A 20,936-nucleotide genomic window follows, 5' to 3' on the forward strand; every position below is an offset into this window, starting at 1 on the left:
TCAGCGCGTGCGCCGCTGGCCGGCGAGCCGCCGCACCACCGTCACCAGCCGGTCGATCTCGTCGAAGGTGTTGTAGAACGCCAGCGACGGTCGCACCGTGGTCTCGACGCCGAAGCGCCGCAGGATCGGCTGCGCGCAGTGGTGCCCCGTGCGCACCGCGATGCCTTCGTCGTTGAGCGCGTGGCCCACCTCTTCGGTGGTGTAGCCGTCGAGCACGAAGGACATCACGCTCGCCTTGTCGGCCGCGGTGCCGATCAGCCGCACGCCGGGGATCGCGCCCAGTTGCGCCATGCCGTACACCAGCAGGTCGTGCTCGTAGCGCGCGATGTTCTCGATGCCGACCTTGTTCACGTAGTCGATGGCCGCGCCCAGGCCCACGGCATCGGCGATGTTGCCGGTGCCGGCCTCGAACTTGTTCGGGATCGGCTGGAACACGGTCTTCTCGAAGGTCACGTCGGCAATCATGTTGCCGCCGCCCTGCCACGGGGGCATGTCCTCGAGCACCTCGCGCTTGCCCCAGACCACGCCGATGCCGGTCGGGCCGAACACCTTGTGGCCGGAGAACACGAAGAAGTCGGCGCCGATGTCCTGCACGTCGACGCGCATGTGCGAGACCGATTGCGCGCCATCGACCAGCGCCTTGGCGCCCGCGCGGTGTGCCAGCTCGACGATCTCCTTCACCGGCACCACGGTGCCCAGCGCGTTCGATACCTGCGTGACCGCGACGATCTTCGTGCGGTCGTTCAGCAGCTTGCGGTATTCGTCGAGCAGCACCTGGCCCGAATCGTCCACCGGGATCACGCGCAGCTTCGCGCCCTTGGCGGCGGCAAGCTGCTGCCACGGCACGATGTTGGCGTGGTGCTCGAGGTTCGACACGATGATCTCGTCGCCCTCGCCCACATGCTGGCCGCCCCAGCTCTTGGCCACGAGGTTGATGGCCTCGGTGGTACCGCGCACGAAGATCACTTCGTCGACTTCGGGTGCGTTGATGAACTTGCGCACGCGCTCGCGTGCCCCTTCATAGGCGTCGGTCGCGCGCGCGGCCAGCTCGTGGGCTGCACGGTGGATGTTCGAGTTCTCGTGCTCGTAGAAGTACGCGATGCGGTCGATGACCGATTGCGGCTTGTGCGTGGTGGCGGCGTTGTCGAACCACACGAGCTGCTTGCCGTTCACCCGCTCCTGCAGGATCGGGAAGTCGCGGCGCACAGCGTGCACGTCGAACGGCGGATGCTGGCCGCTGCCCGCGAGCGGCACCGCGTCGGGGCCGCGCGGATCGGGCTTGGCCGGCGTGACGAAGCCGTTGGGCAGGCGCACCGCATCGACGAAGTAGAACTGCGCGTCGCGTCCGACCGGCGCCGAAAGCGGGCTCGGTGGCAATGCGGGCTGCGCCGTCGGCGCGGCAAGGCCCGCGAACGGATCGTGGATCGCGAAGCCGTCACTGGCAGTGGCCGTCGGATGCCCGTAGCTGTGGTTCAGGAAGTAGAACGGCGAGGCTGAAGCCGCCTGCGGCGACGCAGGCGCCCCCACCTGCTGCGGCACGCCCTGCACCACGCCGCCCGAGCGCGGCTCGAAAGCCGGCGCCACCGACAGCACCGTGTCAGGCACGCCGTTGCCCGCCAACGCATGCGGCAACAAGGCCGGCGCGCGGTTCGCGAGCGACGGCAGCTGCGTCGGCGATGCAGGCAGCACATTGGCGCCCGGAATCTGCCCCTGCGGGATCGGCGTGCCCGGCACGCTCGGCCCGAAGCCGGCGGGACTCACCAGCGGCGAGCCCGGCGGCGCGATGTTGGCGGGAAACTGCGCGCCCGGCGGCGCGGAGAACATGGCGCTGGCCATGCGCGCGAGAACGGCCGGATCGAACGGCGCCTCGCCCGGGAACGTGGGTGTGCTGCTCACCGCGGCTTACTTGTAGGTGTCGGGATAGTCGTGGTACTTGCCGATCTCGACGTCGTCGAGCACGGCCAGCGCGTCGGTGGTCAGCACCGCGAGCGAGCAGTACAGCGAGATCAGGTACGACGCGATCGCATGGTTGTTGATGCCCATGAAGCGCACCGACAGCCCCGGGCTCTGCTCGCCCGACAGGCCCGGCTGGAACAGGCCCACCACGCCCTGGCGCTTGTCGCCCACGCGCAGCAGCAGGATCTTGCTCTTGCCGTCGGCCACCGGCACCTTGTTCGACGGAATCAGCGGAATGCCGCGCCAGGTGATGAACTGCGAACCGAACAGGCTCACCGTGGGCGGCGGCGTGCCGCGGCGCGTGGCCTCGCGGCCGAACGCGGCAATGGCCAGCGGGTGCGTGAGGAAGAACGCGGGCTCCTTCCACACCTTGGTCAGCAGCTCGTCCAGGTCGTCGGGCGTGGGCGCGCCGGTCAGCGGGAAGATGCGCTGCTCTTCGCTCACCTGCGCCAGCAGGCCGTAGTCGGGGTTGTTGATGAGCTCGCTCTCCTGGTTCTCCTTGATCGTCTCGATCGTCAGGCGCAGCTGCTCCTTGATCTGGTCGTGCGGGCTGCTGTACAGGTCGGAGATGCGGGTGTGCACATCAAGCACGGTGCTCACGGCATTGAGGTAGTGCTCGCGCGGGTTCTCTTCGTAGTCGACGAAGGTGCGCGGCAGCTGGTTCTCTTCTTCGCGCGAGGTGCAGGTGACCTTGATCGACTCGGGGTTCTTGACCTTGTTGACGCGGTAGATGCCCGCCTCCACCGGCACCCATTGCAGCAGGTGCGTCAGCCAGCGCGGGCTGATGGTCTCGAGTTGGGGAACGGTCTTGGTGGCGTTGGCTAGCTGGCGGGCGGCGTTGTCGCCAAGGGCGGTGGTACCACCGACTGTTGCACTCATGGATCAAGGCTCCGTGGGTTGAGGAAAAAGTGATCGCCAGTGTCTGGCGACCACGGGTTTCCCCTCAACAGGCTATAGCCGCCAAGTTGATCCGCCGTGCAAGGCGCGACTGCTCCAGTTGCTCGCAACGCGCGAGCAGGTTGACGATGTTGATGCCCAGCGCGGTGGCCAGCTTCTGCGCCGTGACGATCGACGGGATCACGCGCCCGCGCTCGATCTCGCCCACGTACGAGCGGTTCAGATCGGAACGCTCGGCCAGCTCTTCCTGCGACCAGCCCTGCCCTTCGCGCAGCTGGCGCACGGTGACGCCGAAGTCTTCGACGAAGGCTTTCATACGCCGCCCGCCTTCGGTGCGCTGTTGTTCTGCAGGCTGGCCTGCGTGACGCTGGCACCGGGCTTCACGTCGTCGGTGATCCACACGTTGCCGCCGATGACCGCGCCCTTGCCCAGCGTCACGCGGCCCAGGATGGTGGCGCCCGCGTAGATGACCACGTCGTCCTCCACCACCGGGTGGCGCGGCAGGCCCTTCTGCAGGTTGCCTTCGGCGTCGGTGGGGAAGCGCTTGGCGCCGAGCGTGACGGCCTGGTACAGCCGCACGCGCTTGCCGATGACGGCCGTCTCGCCGATCACGACGCCGGTGCCATGGTCCATGAAGAAGCCCGCGTCGATCGTCGCGCCCGGGTGGATGTCGATGCCGGTCTGCGCATGCGCCAGCTCGGCCACGATGCGCGCGAGCAGCGGCAGGCCGAGCTCGTAGAGCCGGTGCGCGAGGCGGTGGTGGATCATCGCGAGCACGCCCGGATAGCACAGCAGCACCTCGTCGACGCTGCGCGCCGCGGGGTCACCCTGGTAGGCCGCGAGCACGTCGCTGTCGAGCAGCCGGCGCAGGCCCGGCAGCGCGTTCGCGAACTGGCGCACGGCTTCGGTGGCTGCAGCGTCGATCTCGCTCGCGGGGCGCGGTGCCAGCCGGGCGTTGAAGTTCAGCTCGAGCCGGGCCTGCACCAGCAGTGCCTGCAAGGCGGCGTCGAGCGTGTGGCCCACGTAGAAATCCTCGCTCTCGTGGCGCAGGTCCGGCGGGCCCAGCCGCATCGGAAAGAGCGCGCCCTTGAGCGATTCGACGATCTGCGCCAGCGCATCGCGCGACGGAAACTCGCGCGCACCGGGCTCGCGCGAACGGCGCTGCGAATCGCGCCACTCGTCACGCACCTCGTGCAGGGCGCGCACGATGTCACTCACTTCGAATTGAGCCATGTGTGTTTTCCTCCCGTGTGTTTCTATCGGTGTGGGTTCAGTCCTGCACCCACGGCAGGCCATGGAAACGCCAGCCGTCGGACCCGCCGCGATGCTGCCGCGCATCGATCTCGCCCTCGAAGCCTTCGAGCACGTTGAACACCTGCGTGAAGCCGGCCTTGGCCGCGGCTTCGGCCGCCAGCGCCGAGCGCTTGCCGCTGCGGCACAGCAGCAGCACCACGGCCTCCTTGCCGCCGTCCTTCGCCAGCTTGGCTTCGAGTTCTCGCACGAAGCGCGGGTTGCGGGTGAGCGCGGTGCCCGTGGCCCACGCCACGTGCAGGCTGTCGGGCACGTGACCGACGAACTTGCGTTCTTCGCCGGAGCGCACGTCCACGATCAGGGCCTGGCCGTCCTGCACCAGCTGCCACGCCACGGGGGGCGTCACGCCGCCGGCGTAGGGCCAGTTCTTTTCGATGGCTTGCGCGCGCGCCTGTTCGAGAGCGGGCGGCAAGGCGATGACATCTTCAACTTCCACGGACATGCGGTTCGGCTCCTGTTGTACGTTGGTCATTCCATCTTCCTTGATGGCGATAACCACCACTGTAGGAGTGCGAAGGCCAAGGTCAAACGACTCAAAAGTCGATTCTTAACAACCTTGTGATCTATGGGGTGCAAGGCCCGGGTGCTTCAGGGCGCGCTCCCGCCGACGGGGTACCTTGCTCCGCGAATGTCCCCCGCCCTTCGGGCTCCTCCTTGATTTCGCTGCGCAAGGCACCCCATCGGCGTGAGCGTGTTCAGTGCGGTCGTTGATCGGCTGCACACCACCGCCGCGTCCCGTGCGCAGGACACTGGGTGCTTCCCGCAGCGAAATCAAGGGGGAGGCCGCAGGCCGGAGGACATTCGCGGAGGGAAGTACCCGGTGGCCTGGGCACACGCCCCGAACCAGCGACCTCAAACGAAAAACCCCGGCACCAAAGACAGCACCGGGGAATCGCAAAGCCCGAGGGTCCGTCAGAGCTTGGCGATCGAAACTTCGGTCGACTTCACGAGTGCGACCACGTCGGAACCCACCTTCAGCTGCAGCTCGTCGACCGAGCGCGTGGTGATGACGGAGGTGACGATGCCCCAGGCGGTTTCGACATCGACTTCGGAGACGACGTCGCCGCGGATGATCTCGCGGACCTTGCCCTTGAACTGGTTGCGGACGTTGATGGCTTGGATGGACATGGTGATTTCTCTTTCAGGGTTGACAGGGGTTGTGAGTGAAAACGGCCGGCGCTCAGACGATCTCGGCCACGTCGTCGAACGCCAGCCGGGGCCCGCGTTCGAAAGTGCCGGCGTGGTCGGCCACGCCGAGGTTGACGAGGAAGTTCGCGCGGTAACGGCCGTCGGGGAAGAAGGCCTTGTCGACCAGGTCGGCGTTGAAGCCCGACTGCGGCCCCGCGTCGAGCCCGAGTGCGCGCGCCGCCAGGATCAGGTAGGCGCCCTGCAGGCTGCTGTTGCGAAAGGCCGTGGCCTGCGCGGCGTCGGCGCTCTTCTCGAAGAAGGGCTTGGCGTCGTAGGCCGGGAACTGCGTGGGCAGGTGCTCGTAGAAGCGCGTGTCGTGCGCCACGATCACCGTCACGCCGGCCTGCAGCGTCTGCGCGGTGTTGCCCGCCGACACGGCCGGCTTCAGCTTCGCCTTGGCCTCCTCGCTGCGCACGAACACGTAGCGCGCGGGCTGGGCGTTGTAGGCGGTCGGGCCCCACTTCACGAGGTCATACAGCTGATGGATCAGCGCGTCGGTCACGGGCACCGGCTTGAAGGCGTGCACGGTGCGCGCCTTGCGAAACAGCTGGTCCAGCGCGGCGTCAGGAATGGCTTGCAATGTGGTCATGGCTTGGAACGCTGTCTCAGTTCGATGCGGCGGCCAGCGCCTGGTCGAGGTCGGCAATCAGGTCGTCGATGTGCTCGATGCCCACCGACAAACGCACCGTGTCTTCCGTGACGCCGGCCCGGGCCAACTCTTCGGGCGACAGCTGCCGGTGCGTGGTCGATGCGGGGTGCGTGGCCAGCGAGCGCACATCGCCGATGTTCACGAGGCGCGTGAAGAGCTTCAGCGCATCGAGGAACTTCGCCCCGCCCTCGCGACCTGCGCCGATGCCGAAGGTCAGCACGCCGCTGGAACGGCCGCCGAAGTACTTCTTCGCCAGCGGGTAGTCGGCATGGTCTTCGAGCGCCGCGTAGTTCACCCAGTTGACGGCCTTGCTCTGCTTCAGGTGCTGCGCCACCGCCAGCGCATTGCTGCTGATGCGGTCCATGCGCAGCGCCAGCGTCTCGATGCCCTGCAGGATCAGGAAGGCGTTGAACGGCGAGATGGCCGCGCCCGTGTTGCGCAGCGGCACCACGCGCGCACGACCGATGTAGGCGGCCGGGCCCAGTGCCTCGGTGTAGACCACGCCGTGGTAGCTCACGTCGGGCTCGTTCAGGCGCTTGAAGCGCTCCTTGTGCTCGGCCCACGGGAACTTGCCCGAGTCGACGATGGCGCCGCCGATGCTGGTGCCGTGGCCGCCCAGGTACTTGGTGAGCGAGTGCACCACGATGTCGGCGCCGTGCTCGATGGGTCGGCTCAGGTACGGCGAGGGCACGGTGTTGTCGACGATGAGCGGCACGCCGTGGCGGTGCGCGATCTCGGCGATGGCCGCGATGTCGGTCACGTTGCCCGCCGGGTTGCCCAGCGACTCGACAAACACCGCCTTGGTGCGCTCGTCGAACAGCTTCTCGAAGCTGCTCGGGTCGCGGTGGTCCGCGAAGCGCGTGGTGATGCCGAACTGCGGCAGCGTGTGGGCGAACAGGTTGTAGGTGCCGCCGTACAGCGCGGTGCTGCTGATGATGTTGTCGCCGGCCTCGGCGATGGTCTGGATCGCGTAGGTCACGGCCGCCTGGCCCGAGGCCAGCGCCAGCGCCGCAATGCCGCCTTCGAGCGCGGCCACGCGCTGCTCCAGCACGTCCTGCGTCGGGTTGTTGATGCGGGTGTAGATGTTGCCCGGCACCTTCAGGTCGAACAGGTCCGCGCCGTGCTGCGCGCTGTCGAAGGCGTAGGCCACGGTCTGGTAGATCGGCGGCGCGACCGCGCGGGTGGTCGGGTCGGGCGAGTAGCCGGCGTGGACCGACAGGGTTTCGAATTTCCAGTTCTGCGACATGCGACTGCCTTTCAAAGGGGGAATGGATGAAACGACTCAGATCGCCCAGCGCAGGGCGTGGGCCTGGGGCGTGAGCCAGCTGGCATCGGTGCTTTCCACATCGGTCTCTTCGGACTTCTGCAGCACCCGGTCGAGGATTCGTTTTTCAATCGCGGCAAAGGCCGGGTCGCCCTGCGAGCGCGGGCGGGCCAGCGCGATGTTCTCGTCGAGCGCGATGCGGCCGTCCTCGATGAGGATCACGCGGTCGGCCAGCGCCACGGCTTCCTGCACATCGTGCGTCACCAGCAGCGCGGTGAAGCGGTGGCGCTGCCACAGGTTCTCGATGAGGCGGTGCATCTCGATGCGCGTGAGCGCGTCGAGCGCGCCCAGCGGCTCGTCGAGCAGCAGCAGGCGCGGGTGGTGCACCAGCGCGCGCGCCAGGGCCACGCGCTGGCGCTGACCGCCCGACAGGCGCGCCGGCCATTCGTTCTCGCGGTCGGCCAGGCCGACCTGCGCCAACACTTCCTTGCCGCGCGCCTTGGCATCGTTCGGCAGGCCCAGCGTCACGTTGTCGAGCACGCGGCGCCACGGCAACAGGCGCGCTTCCTGGAACATGATGCGCGTGTCGTCGTGCAGGCCGCTCACGGCCTTGCCGTCGGTGTAGAGGCCACCGGAGGTGGCTTCTTCCAGGCCCGCGATGAGCCGCAACAGCGTGCTCTTGCCGCAGCCGCTGCGCCCCACGATGGCGATGAACTGGCCCGGCTCGATGGTCAGCTGCGTGTTGCGCAGCACCTCGCGCGCGCCGTAGCGCTTGTGCAGGCCGCGCGCCTCGAGGCGCACGCCGCCGGCAATGGCTTGAGGTTGGATGTCTTTCAGAACGGCACTCATGAAGTCAGGCCCCGGGGTTGAACAGCGCCACGTTCAGCGCATCGATTTTTCTGGGCAGCAGCTTCTCGGCGAAGAAGGCATCGGCGATGCGCTGCTGTTCGGCCAGCCCGCCGGCCACCACCGGCCGCACGGCGTAGCTGCGGCGGCTGTTGGCCTGCTCGATGGTCGGGGCGTCGAGCCCCCACACGGGCGCGAGCAAGGCCGCGGCTTCCTTGGGGTGCTGCTTGACCCGCTTGCCGGTTTTTTCTAGTTCGGTGTAGACCACGCGCAGCACGTCGGGCCGCGCCTTCGCGAACTTGGTGCTCGCCAGGTAGTAGCGCTGGTACGACGCAATGCCCGCGCCGTCGGCCAGGATGCGCACCTTCGACTGGCGCTGGGCCGCGGCCAGGAACGGGTCCCAGACCACCCAGGCGTCGATGGCGCCGCGTTCGAAGGCGGCGCGGCCGTCGGCCGGCGTGAGGTAGGCGGGCTCGATGTCCTTGAACGACAGGCCGGCCTTCTCCAGCGCGGCGATCAGCAGGTAGTGCGCGCCGGCCGCCTTCGCAAAGCCGACCTTCTTGCCCTTGAGATCGGCCACGGTCTTGAGCGGCGACTCGTCGCGCACGACGATGGCCTGCGCGGCCGGCGATGGGGCTTCCTGCGCCAGAAAGGTCAGGTCGGCGCCGGCCGCTTGTGCGAACACGGGCACGGTGTCGGCCACGTCGGCGCTGATGTCCAGGTTGTCGAGGTTCAGCGCTTCGAGCAGCGGCAGGCCGCTGGTGAACTCGTGCCAGCTCAGCGTCACATTGAGCGGCACGAGCTGCTTCTCGAGCGTGCCCTGCACCTTCAACAGCGCGATCAGCGTGGACGACTTCTGGTAGCCGAAGCGCACGGTGGCGGGCCGTTGTTGCTGTGCCAGCACGGCACCTGCGCTGAGCGCACCCAGCGTCGCAATGGCGGTGCGGCGATTGATGAGGTGGTTCATGTGCCCTGCCTTCACTTCGCCGGCTTCTTCTGGTAGCCAGGGTGCCAGCGCAGCCACCATTGCTCCAGGCCGCGTGCGAACAGGTCGGCCAGCTTGCCGAGCAGCGCGTACAGCAGGATGCCCACGAGCACGATGTCGGTCTGCAGGAACTCGCGAGCGTTCATCGTGAGGTAGCCGATGCCGGCCTGCGCCGAGATGGTCTCCGCCACGATGAGGATCACCCACATCAGGCCCAGCGAGAAGCGCAGGCCCACCAGGATCGACGACAGCGCGCCCGGCAGGATCACCTCGCGGTACAGCTGCCAGCGCGACAGGCCGTAGGTGCGGCCCATCTCGATGAGCTGCGGGTCGACGTTGCGGATGCCGTGGAAGGTGTTCAGGTAGATCGGGAAGAACACCGACACCGAGATCAAAAAGAGCTTGGCCGATTCGTCGATGCCGAACCACAGGATCACCAGCGGAATCAGCGCCAGCGCCGGGATGTTGCGCACCATCTGGATGGTGGAGTCGAGCAGCGTTTCGAAGAACTTCACCGAGCCCGTGAGCAGGCCCAGCGCGAGCCCCGCGCCGCCGCCGATGGCCAGCCCCGCAAGCGCGCGGCCCGCGCTCACCTTCACATGCGTCCAGAGCTCGCCGGACACGGTGAGCGACCACGCGGCCTTGACCACGTCCAGCGGTGCCGGCAGCACGCGCGTCGAGAGCCAGCCCAGCGACGAGGCGATCTGCCAGACGACGATCAGCCCCACGGGCACCAGCCACGGAATGAGCCGCTTCGCGACGTTGAGGCCGAAGCCCCGCAATGCGTCCCCTGCGGTGTTCGATGCCGGCGCCACCGCCGGCAGTTCCTGTACTTGTTCGGTCATGCGAGTCCTCAGCTTTGCGAGACGAGTCGGGAAGGCGCGTCGAGGTTGGCGACGACTTCGCCGAAAGGACCGCTCAGCGAGCCGCCCGCGAGTTGCGTCTTCGCCTTGCGCGAGAGCAGCGGGAACACCAGCTCGGCGAAGCGGTAGACCTCTTCGAGGTGCGGGTAGCCCGAGAAGATGAACTTGTCGATGCCCAGTGCCGCGTACTCCTCGATGCGCGCCGCCACGGTCTTGGCGTCGCCGACCAGCGCCGTGCCCGCGCCACCGCGCACCAGGCCCACGCCGGCCCAGAGGTTGGGCGCAATCTCCAGGTCGGCGCGCCCGCGCTTGGCGCCGCCGGCGTGCAGCGCGGCCATGCGGCGCTGGCCTTCGGAATCCATGCGCGCAAAGGCGGCCTGGGCGCGCGCGACGGTTTCGTCGTCGACGCGGCTGATGAGTTCTTCGGCGGCCTTCCAGGCGGCGTCCTCGGTCTCGCGCACGATCACGTGCAGGCGGATGCCGAACTGCACGGTGCGGCCCTGGCGCTCGGCGCGGGCGCGCACGTCGGCGATCTTTTTTGACACTTCCGCGGGCGGCTCGCCCCAGGTCAGGTAGGCATCGACCTGCTCGGCCGCGAGGTCATGCGCCGCCGCAGAAGAGCCGCCGAACCACACGGGCGGATACGGTTTCTGCACCGGCGGGAACAGCAGCCGCGCGCCCTTCACGCTCAGGTGCTTGCCCTCGTAGTCGTAGGTGCCGGTCTCGTGGCTGCGCGCAATGATCTCGCGCCAGATGCGGATGAACTCGGCCGACTGCTCGTAGCGCGCCGCATGGTCGAGGTACACGCCGTCGCCTTCCAGCTCGGCCTGGTCGCCGCCGGTGACGAGGTTCACGAGCAGGCGCCCGCCCGAGAGCCGATCGAAGGTCGCGGCCATGCGCGCGGCCAGGCTGGGCTGGTGCAGGCCCGGGCGCACCGCCACCAGAAACTTGAGCTTCTTCGTCGCGCCGATCAGGCTGGACGCGATCACCCACGGGTCTTCGCAGGAGCGGCCGGTGGGAATCAGCACGCCTTCGTAGCCGAGGTGGTCGGCCGCGCCGGCGATCTGCTGCAGGTACGGCAGGTCGACGGCGCGCGCGCCTTCGCTCGTGCCGAGGTAACGGCTGTCGCCGTGCGTGGGGAGGAACCAGAAGATCTGCATCGGAAACTCTCGATCGTTCGTTGGCTTGCCCGTTCAGACGGCAAGCAGGAAAGGAAGGCGGCGCGCCGCGGACACGACGCCCCAGGCGCGCGCCGTGATGGCCAGCACGTGGCCGGCGCGTTCGTGCAGCGCAGTCGACAACACGGCGGCCATCACGCGATCCCCGCGCCGGCGGCTTCGAGCACGTTGATCTTTCTGGGAATCAGCTTGAGCGCGAAGAAGGTGTCGGCGATCTGCTGCTGCTCGGCCAGGATGGCCTTGGTGATCGGGCCGGTGCCGTAGGCGGTGCGGCCTTGCGACAGGTCGGCCACCGCCTTGGGCAGGCCCCAGATGGCCGACAGTTCGGTCGCCAGTTCGTTGCGATGGGCGGCGCCCCACTGGTCGATCTTGTTGACCTCTTCGATCGCAACGGCCAGCACGTCGGCGTTCTTCGCCACGTAGTCGAGCGACGAGAAGTAGTAGGCGCGGTTGCCGACCACGCCCACGGCATCGGCCAGGATGCGCGCGTCGAGCGACTGCTGCGCGGCGGCCAGGAACGGGTCCCAGATCACCCAGGCGTCGACCGAACCCTTTTCGAAGGCGGCGCGCGCATCGGCCGGCGGCAGGTAGACCAGGTTCAGGTCGCTGTACGCCAGGCCGTGCTTCTCGAACAGCTTGACGATGAAGTAGTGGACGTTCGAGCCCTTGTTGAGCGCGATCTTCTTGCCCTTGAGGTCGGCCACGGTCTGGATGGCCGAGCCCTTGGGCACCAGCACCGCCTCGGTCTTCGGGCGCGGCACCGTGGCGCCCACGTAGGCCAGCGGCGCGCCGGCGGCCTGCGCGAAGATGGGCGGCGCTTCGCCCACGTCGCCGAAGTCGATCGAGCCGACGTTCAGCGCCTCGAGCTGCACCGGGCCGGCCGTGAACTCGGTCCACTTCACGGTGGCGCCCAACGGCGCGAGCCGCTTCTCGAGCGTGCCGCGGGCCTTGAGCACGCTCAGGTAGCCCTTCTGATGGCCGATGCGCAATTGGCGCGCGGGGGCCTGCGCCAGGGCGGCGAACGACGACGGCAGCGCGAGGGCGGCGGCCGCGCCCTGGAGCAGGCGGCGGCGGGGAATGGCAATGCGGGTCATGGAATGGGGTCCTTCGAAACTGTTCAGGGCTGGGCCGTGACGACCGCGTCGCTGACCTTGATGGGCTTGGGAATGAGCTTCAGCGCGTAGAAGGTGTCGGCGATCTGCTGCTGGTCGGCCGCGACGGCGGCGGTGATCGGCTTCACGTTGAACTCATAGCGGCGCAGCGCCAGCTCGACCACGTCCACGGGCAGGCCCTGCAGCGGCGCGATCAGCTCGGCGGCCTGGCGCAGGTTCTTCTTGAGCCAGATGCCCTGCTCGACCGAGTCGGCGAACAGCGCATCGATCACCTGCGGGTGCTTCTTCACGAAGCCGCGCTCGCCCAGGTAGTACTGGTAGTTGTTGACCACGTCAGGCGCGCCATCGGCCAGCACGCGGGCGCCGGTGGCCTTCTCGGCGGCGGCCTGGAACGGGTCCCAGATCACCCAGGCGTCGACGTTCTTGCTTTCGAAGGCGGCGCGGCCATCGGCGGGCGCGAGGTACACGGGCTGGATGTCGGACAGCTTCAGGCCGTTCTTCTCCAGCTGCTTCACGAGCAGGTAGTGCACGTTGCTGCCCTTGTTGAGCGCGACCTTCTTGCCCTTGAGGTCGGCCACGGAGCGGATGGGCGAATCCTTGGTGACGAGGATGGCCTCGGCGCGCGGCGCGGCCGGGTCGTAGCCGAAGTAGACGAACTTCGCCCCCGCGGCCTGCGCGAAGATGGGCGGCGCCTCGCCGACATAGCCCACGTCGACCGCGCCGACGTTCAGCCCTTCGAGCAGCTGCGGGCCGGCCGGGAACTCGACCCACTTCACGCCGAAGCCCAGCGGCGAGAGCTTCTTCTCGAGCGTGCCCTGCGCCTTCTGCAACACGAACAGGCTGGCCGACTTTTGGTAGCCGATGCGCAGCTCGCCCCTGGCCTTCGTCTGCGTCTGGGCGTGTGCCGAGGCGGCGGAGATGAAGCTCACGATGAGCGCGATGGCGGTGACGACGATGGCACTGATGGCCAGGTCGCGCAGCGCCTGCCAGAAGGAGCGCGGCGCGACTTCGAACACGGAGTCTTCGGGAGCGACGGGGTTCATGCGGAATTCCTTGGTGCAAAAACGTGGGGCAAAGCGATCCCCCGGCCGCGCGCAGGCGGCTTCAAAAAACGGGGAACGGAAAGAGGTCTGGCCGGGGCCGGGTTCAGCAGCGAACCCGGTCGTCAGACGCTACATCGCACACGGGAGAAAGGAACCGGCTCGAAGCCATGGGTCGCCGGCAGCTTCAGGCCTTCGGTCGCGAGCACCTCGACGGCCTCGTTCAGGCGCTCCGCCAGGTCGTGGTGCACCTGGTAGGCGTTCTCGGGCGTCAGCGCGATCTGCGAATCGCTCGCGTAGACACCCGGCAGGATGTGGCGCGCCGACAGCGACTGCAGCACGGGGCGCAGTGCGTAGTCGAGTGCGAGCATGTGGTGCGGGCTGCCGCCGGTGGCCAGCGGCAGCACCGTCTTGCCCTTGAGCGCATTCTGCGAGAGCAGGTCGAGAAAGACCTTCAGCACGCCGCTGTAGGCCGCCTTGTAGACCGGCGTGGCCACCACGATCACGCGGGCCGCCGCCACCTGGGCAATGGCACGCTCGATGGCCGGATGCGCCCACTCGGCCAGCAGCAGCGCCTGCGCCGGCAGGTCACGGATCGCGAGCCGCTCGATGCGCGCATGGCGTTGGGCCAGCCGCTCGCCCACCGCGTCGAGCAAGGCGGTGGAGCGGGACGGGGCCGAGGGGCTGCCGGCAATCAGGAGAACGGACACAGGAAACCTTGGTTCGATGAAGAGGAGCGCTAACGCGTGGGGGCCGCCGCGCACGGCCGCCCGAAGCGGCCGGCCCGCCCCCGGCAGGGGGGTGGGCGAAGCGACACGAAGTGCGCGCAGCCTGGGGGGTTACTTTTGTTTCGGCGCGTAGATCTGGTCGAAGGAGCCGCCGTCGGCGAAGTGCTCCTTGTCCGCCTTCGCCCAGCCACCGAAGGCCTGGTCGATGGTCACCAGCGTGAGCTTGGGGAACTGCTTGTCGTACTTGGCTTTGGCCTTGTCCGAGGTCGGGCGGTAGAAGTTGCGGCCAGCGATGTCCTGGCCTTCGTCCGAGTACAGGTACTTCAGGTACTCCTCGGCCACGGCGCGCGTGCCCTTCTTGTCGACCACCTTGTCGACCACCGCCACGCTGGGCTCGGCCAGGATGGAGATCGACGGCACGACGATCTCGAACTTCTCGGGGCCGAATTCCTTCAGCGCCAGGAAGGCTTCGTTTTCCCAGGCCAGCAGCACGTCGCCCACGCCGCGCTGCACGAAGGTGATGGTCGAGCCGCGCGCGCCGGTGTCGAGCACGGGCACGTTCTTGTACAGGTTGCCGACGAATTCCTTGGCCTTGGCGTCACCGCCGTACTTGCGCTTGGCAAATTCCCAGGCGGCCAGGTAGTTCCAGCGGGCGCCGCCCGAGGTCTTGGGGTTGGGGGTGATCACCTGCACGCCGGGCTTGACCAGGTCGTCCCAGTCCTTCAGGCCCTTGGGGTTGCCCTTCTTCACCAGGAACACGATGGTCGAGGTGTAGGGGGCGGAGTTGTGCGGCAGGCGCTTTTGCCAGTCGGCCTTGACGAGGCCGCCGTGCGTGGCCAGGGCGTCGATGTCGCCGCCCAGCGCCAACGTGGCCACGTCGGAATCGATGCCGTCGATGATCGAGCGCGCCTGCTTGCCCGAGCCGCCGTGCGACTGCTTGACGCTCACGTCCTGGCCGGTCTTGGCCTTCCAGTACTTGGCGAAGGCCTGGTTGTAGTCCACGTACAGCTCGCGGGTCGGGTCGTACGACACGTTCAGCAGCGTCACGGGGCCCTTGGCACCCGCCGCACCCTGCGAAAACGACGGCAATGCCGACAGGGCCAAGGCACCGGCCACGCCGGCACCCAGGGAAAGCTTGATAAAGTCGCGGCGAAGGCTCATGGTGTCTTGCTCTTAAAAAGGCATATCAATGAAGCCACGTATTCTGAATACGACATATAGGAACTGGAACGACCAAGTTTTCAGTTCTTAATAGCCAAATCAACTAAGCAACCGCTTTCCCCCACAAGAGGCAATCAAATGGCACGCATGGTTCAGTGCATCAAGCTCGGCAAAGAGGCCGAAGGACTCGACTTTCCGCCGTACCCCGGCGACCTGGGCAAGCGCCTGTGGGAAAACGTCAGCAAGGAAGCCTGGGCCGCCTGGCTCAAGCAACAGACCATGCTGGTCAATGAAAACCGGCTGAACCTGGCCGACCTGCGCGCCCGCCAGTACCTGGCGCGCCAGATGGAAAAGCACTTCTTCGGCGAAGGCGCCGACGTGGCGCAAGGCTACGTTCCCCCCTCGAACTGAGTCCGGCGTGGCCGCCGACGGCACCCCGCTCGGCGCGCGCTCCGGCGACACCTCCCCCCTCGACAACGACACACCGGCGCTTTCGCGCCGTGTGTTTTTGGACGGCTGCGGCCTGCCCGCCGCCTGGTCCGGGCGCCCGCAATGGCGGATTCTCGAAACCGGCTTCGGGCTGGGCTTTCATTTCCTGACAACCTGGCAGGCCTGGCGCGCCGACCCGCACCGGTCGCGCCTGCTGCATTACGTCGCGGTCGACGCCCATCCGGCGCCGGCCGGCGATCTGCTGCGCGCCGGTGAGGCCGACCCGGCGCTGGCGCCGCTCGCCGCGGAACTGGCCCGCCAATGGACCGGGCTGCTGCCGGGCTTTCATCGGCTGGCCTTCGACGACGGCCGCGTGCTGCTCACGCTGTGCGTGGGCGAGCTGCAGCCGATGCTGCGCGCCCAGCGCTTCGAGGCCGACAGTCTCTTCCTCGACGGTTTCGGCTCGGCGATGGCCTCACCCGACACGCTCAAGGCGGTGTCGCGCTTCGCCCGCCAGGGCACCGGCCTCGCGGCCCGCACCGACGACGACGGGGTGCGCCATGCGCTGATGCAGAACGGCTTCCAGCTCGATTCGCGCCACGGCAGCCTGCGCGGCGTGTTCGCGCCCGCCTGGACGGTGCGGCGCCGCCAGCCGGTGCGCGAAGGCGTCGACGCGCCCGGCCACTGCGCGGTGATCGGTGCCGGGCTCGCGGGTGCTGCGGTCGCGGCCAGCCTCGCGCGGCGCGGTTGGCGGGTCACGGTGCTCGACGCGGCCGACACGCCGGCCTCGGGCGCGTCAGGCCTGCCGGTCGGGCTGCTGGCGCCGCATGTGTCATCCGACGACGCCTTGCTGTCGCGGCTCACGCGCGCCGGCATCCGCGCCACCTGGACCGAACTGGCGCTGCGGCTCGACCCCGGCCGCGACTGGGGCGCGCACGGCTCGCTCGAACGCCGGCCCGACGGCGACGTGCGCGTGCCGCCCGGCTGGAGCGCTCAGGGCCCGAACGAATCCTGGCCCGCACAGCCCGATCGGCTCGCCGCAGCCGGCCTGCCGCCCGACACGCCGGCGCTGTGGCATGCGCGCGCGGCCTGGGTGCGGCCGCACCGCCTGATCGCCGCGTGGCTGAGCCAACCGGGCGTCGAATTCCGCGGCAACAGCCATGTGGCGCGCCTCGCACGCACGGACAGCAACTGGCAGCTGCTCGACGACACCGGCGCCCTGCTCTCCGAAGCCGACCGCGTCGTCGTGGCCGCGGGCTTCGCATCCCGCCACTTCGCACCCAACCTGCCGCTGCAACCCGTACGCGGCCAAGTCGCCTGGGGCCGCGCGGACCCCGCCGCCCTGCCCGTCACCCCCATCAACGGCGACGGCCACCTGATCGCCGGCGTGCCCGACGGCCAGGCACCGCAGCCGCTGTGGCTGATCGGCGCCACCTTCGACCGCGACAACACCGACCTCGCCCCCAACGACGCCGACCGCCTCGCCAACCGCGACCGGCTCGCGCGCCTGCACCCCGGCGCCGCCGCCGCGCTCGCGCCCGCCTTTGAACGCGGAGACACCCATGCCTGGGTCGGCGTGCGCTGCGCCTCGGGCGACCGCCGGCCGCTGGTCGGCCCGCTGGCCCCGGGGGCCGACGAGGGCCTGTGGGCCTGCACCGCGCTGGGCTCGCGCGGCCTGAGCTTTGCCACCCTGTGCGCCGAGCTGTTGGCGGCGCAGTGGCATGGCGAGCCGCTGCCCTTGCCCGCGACGCTTGCCAAGGCGCTGGGCACGCAGCGGCTCTGGCCCGGATCGGACTGAATCGGCTCGTTCTGGGTTTCCCGTCACCCGAGGTCACGCGCGCATCGCACAATGCGCGCCATGGCCATCCAGTACGACATCACCCACACCACCGTCTACCGCTACAACAAGCCGGTGACCTTCGGCTTGCACCGCGTGATGTTCCGTCCGCGCGACAGCCACGACCTGCGGGTGCTCGCCACCGACCTGCAGGTGAGCCCGCAGGCCCTCACGCGGCTGATCCAGGACCCGTACTCGAACTCCGTCGCGCTGGTGCAGCCGCTGGGCGAGGCGACCGAGCTGCGCATCGTGTGCTCCTTCACCATCGAGCACGTGCCGCCGTCGCAGCGCGACCTGCTCACGCTCGACCCGTCGGCCGAGTTCCTGCCCTTTGCCTATTCGGTGCAGGAGCGCCTGGACCTGGAGCACTACCTGCGCCCGCACCACAACGACGATGCCAACGGCACGCTGATCCGCTGGGCGCACCAGTTCCTGCACACCGACCAGCCCAACAGCACGCGCGACGTGCTCACGCGCATGAACGCGCACATCGGCCAGAGCTTCGAATACAAGGCGCGCGACGAGGAAGGCACGCAGACGCCGCTGGAGACGCTGGCGCTGGGCAGCGGCAGCTGCCGCGACTACGCGCTGCTGATGATGGAAGCCACGCGCCGTCTCGGCATCGCGACGCGCTTCGTCTCGGGCTACCTCTACGACGCCTCGCTGGACAACGACGCCACCGGGCAGGCGCCCGGCGAATCGGTCACCGGCGCCGGCAGCACGCACGCCTGGCTGCAGGCCTACCTGCCGGGCGCGGGCTGGCTGGCCTTCGACCCGACCAACAACCTCATGGGCAGCGGCCAGCTGATCCGCGTGGGCGTGGCGCGCGACCCCGCGCTGGCGGCGCCCATCTCGGGCAGCTGGTACGGCGACGCCGAGGCCTACGAAGGCCTCGAGGCCACGGTGGTGGTGAAGCGGCGCAAGGGCGGCTAAGCCACCGCGCGAACCATCGCGCTCAGCCGCGCGCAGCCAGCTTCGCCTCGAGCTCGGCGATGCGTGCGCGGGCTTCATCGCCTTCCGGAATCGGCCGGCCGCTGTCGCGCCACTGCACCGCGCTCTTGAAGCCTTCGGCCTCGGCCTGGCGGCGGAACCACATGCCTTCGGGGTTGTGACGCGTGATGCCGTCGAACACGGTGGCGAACATCTGGGTCTGCTCCAGCCCCATCGAGTGCCAGACCTGGTTGACGACCATCTTGTGCATCATGAGGTGCGAACTGGGCACGCCCGCGATGCGCTGCGCGAGCGCCAGCGTGGCCTCATCGAGCTGCGCCGCGGGCACCGCGAAGTTGGCCAGGCCCCAGTCGGCCGCCTGCGTGCCGGTGATGGTGTCTCCCGTGAACATGAGCTGCTTGGCGCGCAGCGCGCCGAGGCGGTAGGTCCACATCGCGGTGGTCGGGCAGCCCCACACACGCGTGGGCATGTAGCCGATGCGCGCATCGTCGGCCATGGTGAGCAGGTCGCAGCACAGCGCGATGTCGCTGCCGCCGGCCACCGCGTAGCCGTGCACCTTGGCGATGGTCGGCTTGCGGCAGCGCCACAGCGACATGAAGTCCTCGGTGTTGCGCTTCATGGCGGCGTAGTCGAGCATCGGGTCCCACGGCGTTTTTTCCTGCCGGCAGGGATGGTCGGCCTGGCCTTCGCGGCCGTGGCCTTCGGCGTAGTCGCCCAGGTCGTAGCCGGCGCAGAAGGCGCGGCCCGCGCCCTCGACCACGATCACATGCACCTCGTCGTCGGCCTCGGCCCACTCGACCGCGCGGCGGATGTCGGTCGGCGTGCTGTCGCCGATGGCATTGAGCTTCTCGGGGCGGTTGAGCACGAGGCGCGCGATGCGCGGGTGCTGCGGGTCCTTGTCGATCAGGACGGTCTCGAAAGCGGGCATGGTCGGGGGTCTCCTTCTGTTCTTGGGGGGTGATGCCGCTTCGCTTGTAGCATCGCCCGCCGCCCGCTGGCAAACCCGTCGACCGCCGGGCTCAACGCCCCGTTGCGCCCCCGAGCCGGAACAGGAACACCGCGCCCTTGCCCGGCTGCGGCACGAGCCGGATGTCGCTGCCGTGCAGCTGCAGGATGCGCTGCACGATCATCAGCCCCAGCCCGCCGCCGCGCGCACCGCCGTCGGCAAAGGCCGGCCGCGTGAACAGCCCCTTCTGCAGCTCGCCCGGAATGCCCGGGCCGGTGTCGCTCACCTGCACCGCCACGCCGGCGTCGGACGGGCGCAGGCGCACCTCGATCTCGCCGCCGGCCGGCGTGTGGCGGATGGCGTTGTCCAGCAGGTTGGTCAGCACGCGCTCGATCATGCCGAGGTCGGCCGACACCACGGGCAGGTTCGGCGCGATGTCGGGCTTGAGCTGCTGGCGCCGCGCTTCGGCCGCGAGTTCGAACTTCTGGAACACGTCCTGCACGAGGTCGGCGAGCGCGAAGTTCTCTTTCTCGGGCTTGACCACGCCGTACTCAAGCCGCGCCAGCTCGAACACCTCCTGCGCGAGCCGGCCCACCTTGCGGCTCTGGCCGAGTGCGATCTCCAGGTAGCGGCGGCGCTCTTCCTCGCTGAGCGTACCGGCCTTGAGCAGCAGCGTCTCGAGGTAGCCGTGCAGCGAGGTGAGCGGCGTGCGCAGGTCGTGCGAGATGTTGGCGAAAAGTTCGCGGCGCTGGCGGTCCTGCAGGCTCAGTTCGCGCCACTGCTCGGCGATGCGGCGTGTCATCTGCGCAAAGGCCTGCTGCAGCTGCGCGATCTCGTCGTCGGCATGGCGCGGCGGCGCGGGCATGGGCGCCTCGCGCTCCAGCGCCTCAATGCCCTCGGCCTCGAAACGGCGCACCGCCGCCGTCAGCTCGCGCAGCGGCCGGGTGATGAGGCGGAACGCCACCAGCCCGGCGATTAGCCCCAGCAGCGCCACCAAGGCCATCGACCACAGCGTGGTGCGCAGCACGGTGTCGGCCGACAGGTTGGCGGCCAGCGCGTCGTGGTCTTCGCCCTGCAGCACCACGTACACGTAGCCGGCATCGCGCCCGCCCATGCGCAGCGGCGCGGCGCTGAAGACCTTGGCACCGTCGGGGCTGCGCGGATCGTCGCCCGCGATGGGCAGCCGCTCGCCGGCCAGCAGCCGGCGGATGGGGCCGAGCGCCACCTTGTCGCGCTTGAGGTGGCCGGGCGGCGCGGCCTGGGCCTCGATGCGGCCGTCGAGCCCCAGCACGTAGACCTCGACGCTGGGGTTGACGGTCATGAGCTTGTCGAACAGGTCTTTCACCGCCACCGGGTCGAGGCCGCCGGGCTTCATGAGCTCGGTGTTCTGCGCGATGTGGGCCGCAAGCCCGAGCGACAACCGCTGCGTCACCTCCTGCGCGTGCTGCGCGCCGGCGCGCATCTGCAGCCACGCCGAGGCGCCGCAGCAGGCCAGCAGCAGCACTGCGAACGCGATCGACAGGCGCCGCGACAGCGTGGCCCAGGCCATCGTCATTGAAGCACCCTTGGCGCTTCGCGCCTTCCCGCCAGGCGGG

21 protein-coding genes are annotated in these 20,936 nt (G+C 68.9%); 3 read left to right on the forward strand and 18 right to left on the reverse strand.

What is annotated here, in order from left to right:
* The 16 genes from AC1RL8_RS03415 to AC1RL8_RS03490 all read right to left on the reverse strand — a co-directional run bounded on the left by AC1RL8_RS03415 (position 1) and on the right by AC1RL8_RS03490 (position 15,178).
* On the reverse strand, positions 1-1,836 hold the full coding sequence (locus tag AC1RL8_RS03415; protein ID WP_492684851.1) for a family 2A encapsulin nanocompartment cargo protein cysteine desulfurase: 1,836 nt from the start codon (positions 1,834-1,836) through the stop codon (positions 1-3).
* A gap of 66 nt (positions 1,837-1,902) precedes the next feature.
* Entirely contained in the window at positions 1,903-2,835 is a 933-nt protein-coding gene (locus AC1RL8_RS03420; RefSeq protein ID WP_042579703.1) for a family 2A encapsulin nanocompartment shell protein, read from the reverse strand.
* Positions 2,836-2,899: 64 nt separating this feature from the next.
* Entirely contained in the window at positions 2,900-3,169 is a 270-nt protein-coding gene (locus tag AC1RL8_RS03425) for a helix-turn-helix domain-containing protein (RefSeq protein ID WP_062470032.1), read from the reverse strand.
* The gene (gene epsC / locus AC1RL8_RS03430) at positions 3,166-4,086 is read right to left on the reverse strand and encodes a serine O-acetyltransferase EpsC (RefSeq protein ID WP_070060834.1); all 921 of its coding nucleotides are present in this window, start codon (positions 4,084-4,086) and stop codon (positions 3,166-3,168) included. Before epsC ends, AC1RL8_RS03425 begins: the two co-directional genes overlap by 4 nt.
* 37 nt (positions 4,087-4,123) lie before the next feature.
* The gene (locus AC1RL8_RS03435) at positions 4,124-4,606 is read right to left on the reverse strand and encodes a rhodanese-like domain-containing protein (RefSeq protein WP_369632785.1); all 483 of its coding nucleotides are present in this window, start codon (positions 4,604-4,606) and stop codon (positions 4,124-4,126) included.
* 470 nt (positions 4,607-5,076) lie between these two features.
* Positions 5,077-5,292 (reverse strand): TOBE domain-containing protein, encoded by a 216-nt coding sequence (locus AC1RL8_RS03440; protein ID WP_007829250.1) that lies wholly within the window; start codon positions 5,290-5,292, stop codon positions 5,077-5,079.
* Positions 5,293-5,344: 52 nt separating this feature from the next.
* Complete coding sequence (locus tag AC1RL8_RS03445; RefSeq protein ID WP_062470026.1) at positions 5,345-5,941, reverse strand: malonic semialdehyde reductase; 597 nt, start codon at positions 5,939-5,941, stop codon at positions 5,345-5,347.
* Positions 5,942-5,957: 16 nt separating this feature from the next.
* Positions 5,958-7,247, reverse strand: coding sequence for an O-acetylhomoserine aminocarboxypropyltransferase/cysteine synthase family protein (locus AC1RL8_RS03450; protein ID WP_492683900.1), 1,290 nt, complete (start codon positions 7,245-7,247; stop codon positions 5,958-5,960).
* Positions 7,248-7,283: 36 nt separating this feature from the next.
* The gene (locus AC1RL8_RS03455; protein WP_095745458.1) at positions 7,284-8,114 is read right to left on the reverse strand and encodes an ATP-binding cassette domain-containing protein; all 831 of its coding nucleotides are present in this window, start codon (positions 8,112-8,114) and stop codon (positions 7,284-7,286) included.
* 4 nt (positions 8,115-8,118) lie between these two features.
* Entirely contained in the window at positions 8,119-9,078 is a 960-nt protein-coding gene (locus tag AC1RL8_RS03460) for an aliphatic sulfonate ABC transporter substrate-binding protein (protein WP_492683901.1), read from the reverse strand.
* Between the two features lie 11 nt (positions 9,079-9,089).
* On the reverse strand, positions 9,090-9,941 hold the full coding sequence (gene ssuC / locus AC1RL8_RS03465; RefSeq protein ID WP_487846838.1) for an aliphatic sulfonate ABC transporter permease SsuC: 852 nt from the start codon (positions 9,939-9,941) through the stop codon (positions 9,090-9,092).
* Positions 9,942-9,949: 8 nt separating this feature from the next.
* Positions 9,950-11,119: an FMNH2-dependent alkanesulfonate monooxygenase gene (ssuD, locus tag AC1RL8_RS03470; RefSeq protein ID WP_492683902.1), complete on the reverse strand. Its 1,170-nt coding sequence runs from the start codon at positions 11,117-11,119 to the stop codon at positions 9,950-9,952.
* Between the two features lie 152 nt (positions 11,120-11,271).
* Positions 11,272-12,231: a sulfonate ABC transporter substrate-binding protein gene (locus tag AC1RL8_RS03475; protein WP_062470010.1), complete on the reverse strand. Its 960-nt coding sequence runs from the start codon at positions 12,229-12,231 to the stop codon at positions 11,272-11,274.
* 23 nt (positions 12,232-12,254) lie between these two features.
* Positions 12,255-13,292, reverse strand: coding sequence for a sulfonate ABC transporter substrate-binding protein (locus AC1RL8_RS03480; RefSeq protein ID WP_492683903.1), 1,038 nt, complete (start codon positions 13,290-13,292; stop codon positions 12,255-12,257).
* A 122-nt stretch (positions 13,293-13,414) separates the two neighbouring features.
* Positions 13,415-13,999, reverse strand: a complete 585-nt coding sequence (ssuE, locus tag AC1RL8_RS03485) for an NADPH-dependent FMN reductase (protein WP_070060842.1) — start codon at positions 13,997-13,999, stop codon at positions 13,415-13,417.
* A gap of 129 nt (positions 14,000-14,128) precedes the next feature.
* A complete protein-coding gene (locus AC1RL8_RS03490) occupies positions 14,129-15,178 on the reverse strand; it encodes a sulfate ABC transporter substrate-binding protein (RefSeq protein ID WP_070060843.1) in 1,050 nt (349 codons plus the stop codon).
* A 138-nt stretch (positions 15,179-15,316) separates the two neighbouring features.
* On the opposite strand from AC1RL8_RS03490, the gene AC1RL8_RS03495 reads away from it, so the two are divergent.
* The 3 genes from AC1RL8_RS03495 to AC1RL8_RS03505 are packed head-to-tail and all read left to right on the forward strand — an operon-like array spanning position 15,317 to position 18,377.
* Positions 15,317-15,589, forward strand: coding sequence for an oxidative damage protection protein (locus tag AC1RL8_RS03495; RefSeq protein ID WP_070060844.1), 273 nt, complete (start codon positions 15,317-15,319; stop codon positions 15,587-15,589).
* 7 nt (positions 15,590-15,596) lie between these two features.
* On the forward strand, positions 15,597-17,405 hold the full coding sequence (gene mnmC1, locus AC1RL8_RS03500; RefSeq protein WP_492683904.1) for an FAD-dependent 5-carboxymethylaminomethyl-2-thiouridine(34) oxidoreductase MnmC1: 1,809 nt from the start codon (positions 15,597-15,599) through the stop codon (positions 17,403-17,405).
* Positions 17,406-17,465: 60 nt separating this feature from the next.
* On the forward strand, positions 17,466-18,377 hold the full coding sequence (locus AC1RL8_RS03505; protein WP_223301327.1) for a transglutaminase family protein: 912 nt from the start codon (positions 17,466-17,468) through the stop codon (positions 18,375-18,377).
* Between the two features lie 22 nt (positions 18,378-18,399).
* Here AC1RL8_RS03505 and AC1RL8_RS03510 read toward each other — a convergent pair whose 3' ends face one another.
* On the reverse strand, positions 18,400-19,323 hold the full coding sequence (locus AC1RL8_RS03510; protein ID WP_062472565.1) for a crotonase/enoyl-CoA hydratase family protein: 924 nt from the start codon (positions 19,321-19,323) through the stop codon (positions 18,400-18,402).
* Positions 19,324-19,414: 91 nt separating this feature from the next.
* Positions 19,415-20,890: a sensor histidine kinase gene (locus AC1RL8_RS03515; RefSeq protein ID WP_492684852.1), complete on the reverse strand. Its 1,476-nt coding sequence runs from the start codon at positions 20,888-20,890 to the stop codon at positions 19,415-19,417.
* Positions 20,891-20,936 lie beyond the last annotated feature (46 nt).

Source organism: Variovorax sp. GW822-FHT04E09 (genome assembly GCF_058800845.1).

Coding starts and splice junctions, on each gene's coding strand:
- AC1RL8_RS03415 (WP_492684851.1), bottom strand. CDS start 1,836: ATGGCCAGCGCCATGTTCTCCGCGCCGCCGGGCGCGCAGTTTCCCGCC.
- AC1RL8_RS03420 (WP_042579703.1), bottom strand. CDS start 2,835: ATGAGTGCAACAGTCGGTGGTACCACCGCCCTTGGCGACAACGCCGCC.
- AC1RL8_RS03425 (WP_062470032.1), bottom strand. CDS start 3,169: ATGAAAGCCTTCGTCGAAGACTTCGGCGTCACCGTGCGCCAGCTGCGC.
- epsC (WP_070060834.1), bottom strand. CDS start 4,086: ATGGCTCAATTCGAAGTGAGTGACATCGTGCGCGCCCTGCACGAGGTG.
- AC1RL8_RS03435 (WP_369632785.1), bottom strand. CDS start 4,606: ATGTCCGTGGAAGTTGAAGATGTCATCGCCTTGCCGCCCGCTCTCGAA.
- AC1RL8_RS03440 (WP_007829250.1), bottom strand. CDS start 5,292: ATGTCCATCCAAGCCATCAACGTCCGCAACCAGTTCAAGGGCAAGGTC.
- AC1RL8_RS03445 (WP_062470026.1), bottom strand. CDS start 5,941: ATGACCACATTGCAAGCCATTCCTGACGCCGCGCTGGACCAGCTGTTT.
- AC1RL8_RS03450 (WP_492683900.1), bottom strand. CDS start 7,247: ATGTCGCAGAACTGGAAATTCGAAACCCTGTCGGTCCACGCCGGCTAC.
- AC1RL8_RS03455 (WP_095745458.1), bottom strand. CDS start 8,114: ATGAGTGCCGTTCTGAAAGACATCCAACCTCAAGCCATTGCCGGCGGC.
- AC1RL8_RS03460 (WP_492683901.1), bottom strand. CDS start 9,078: ATGAACCACCTCATCAATCGCCGCACCGCCATTGCGACGCTGGGTGCG.
- ssuC (WP_487846838.1), bottom strand. CDS start 9,941: ATGACCGAACAAGTACAGGAACTGCCGGCGGTGGCGCCGGCATCGAAC.
- ssuD (WP_492683902.1), bottom strand. CDS start 11,119: ATGCAGATCTTCTGGTTCCTCCCCACGCACGGCGACAGCCGTTACCTC.
- AC1RL8_RS03475 (WP_062470010.1), bottom strand. CDS start 12,231: ATGACCCGCATTGCCATTCCCCGCCGCCGCCTGCTCCAGGGCGCGGCC.
- AC1RL8_RS03480 (WP_492683903.1), bottom strand. CDS start 13,292: ATGAACCCCGTCGCTCCCGAAGACTCCGTGTTCGAAGTCGCGCCGCGC.
- AC1RL8_RS03490 (WP_070060843.1), bottom strand. CDS start 15,178: ATGAGCCTTCGCCGCGACTTTATCAAGCTTTCCCTGGGTGCCGGCGTG.
- AC1RL8_RS03495 (WP_070060844.1), top strand. CDS start 15,317: ATGGCACGCATGGTTCAGTGCATCAAGCTCGGCAAAGAGGCCGAAGGA.
- AC1RL8_RS03505 (WP_223301327.1), top strand. CDS start 17,466: ATGGCCATCCAGTACGACATCACCCACACCACCGTCTACCGCTACAAC.
- AC1RL8_RS03510 (WP_062472565.1), bottom strand. CDS start 19,323: ATGCCCGCTTTCGAGACCGTCCTGATCGACAAGGACCCGCAGCACCCG.
- AC1RL8_RS03515 (WP_492684852.1), bottom strand. CDS start 20,890: ATGGCCTGGGCCACGCTGTCGCGGCGCCTGTCGATCGCGTTCGCAGTG.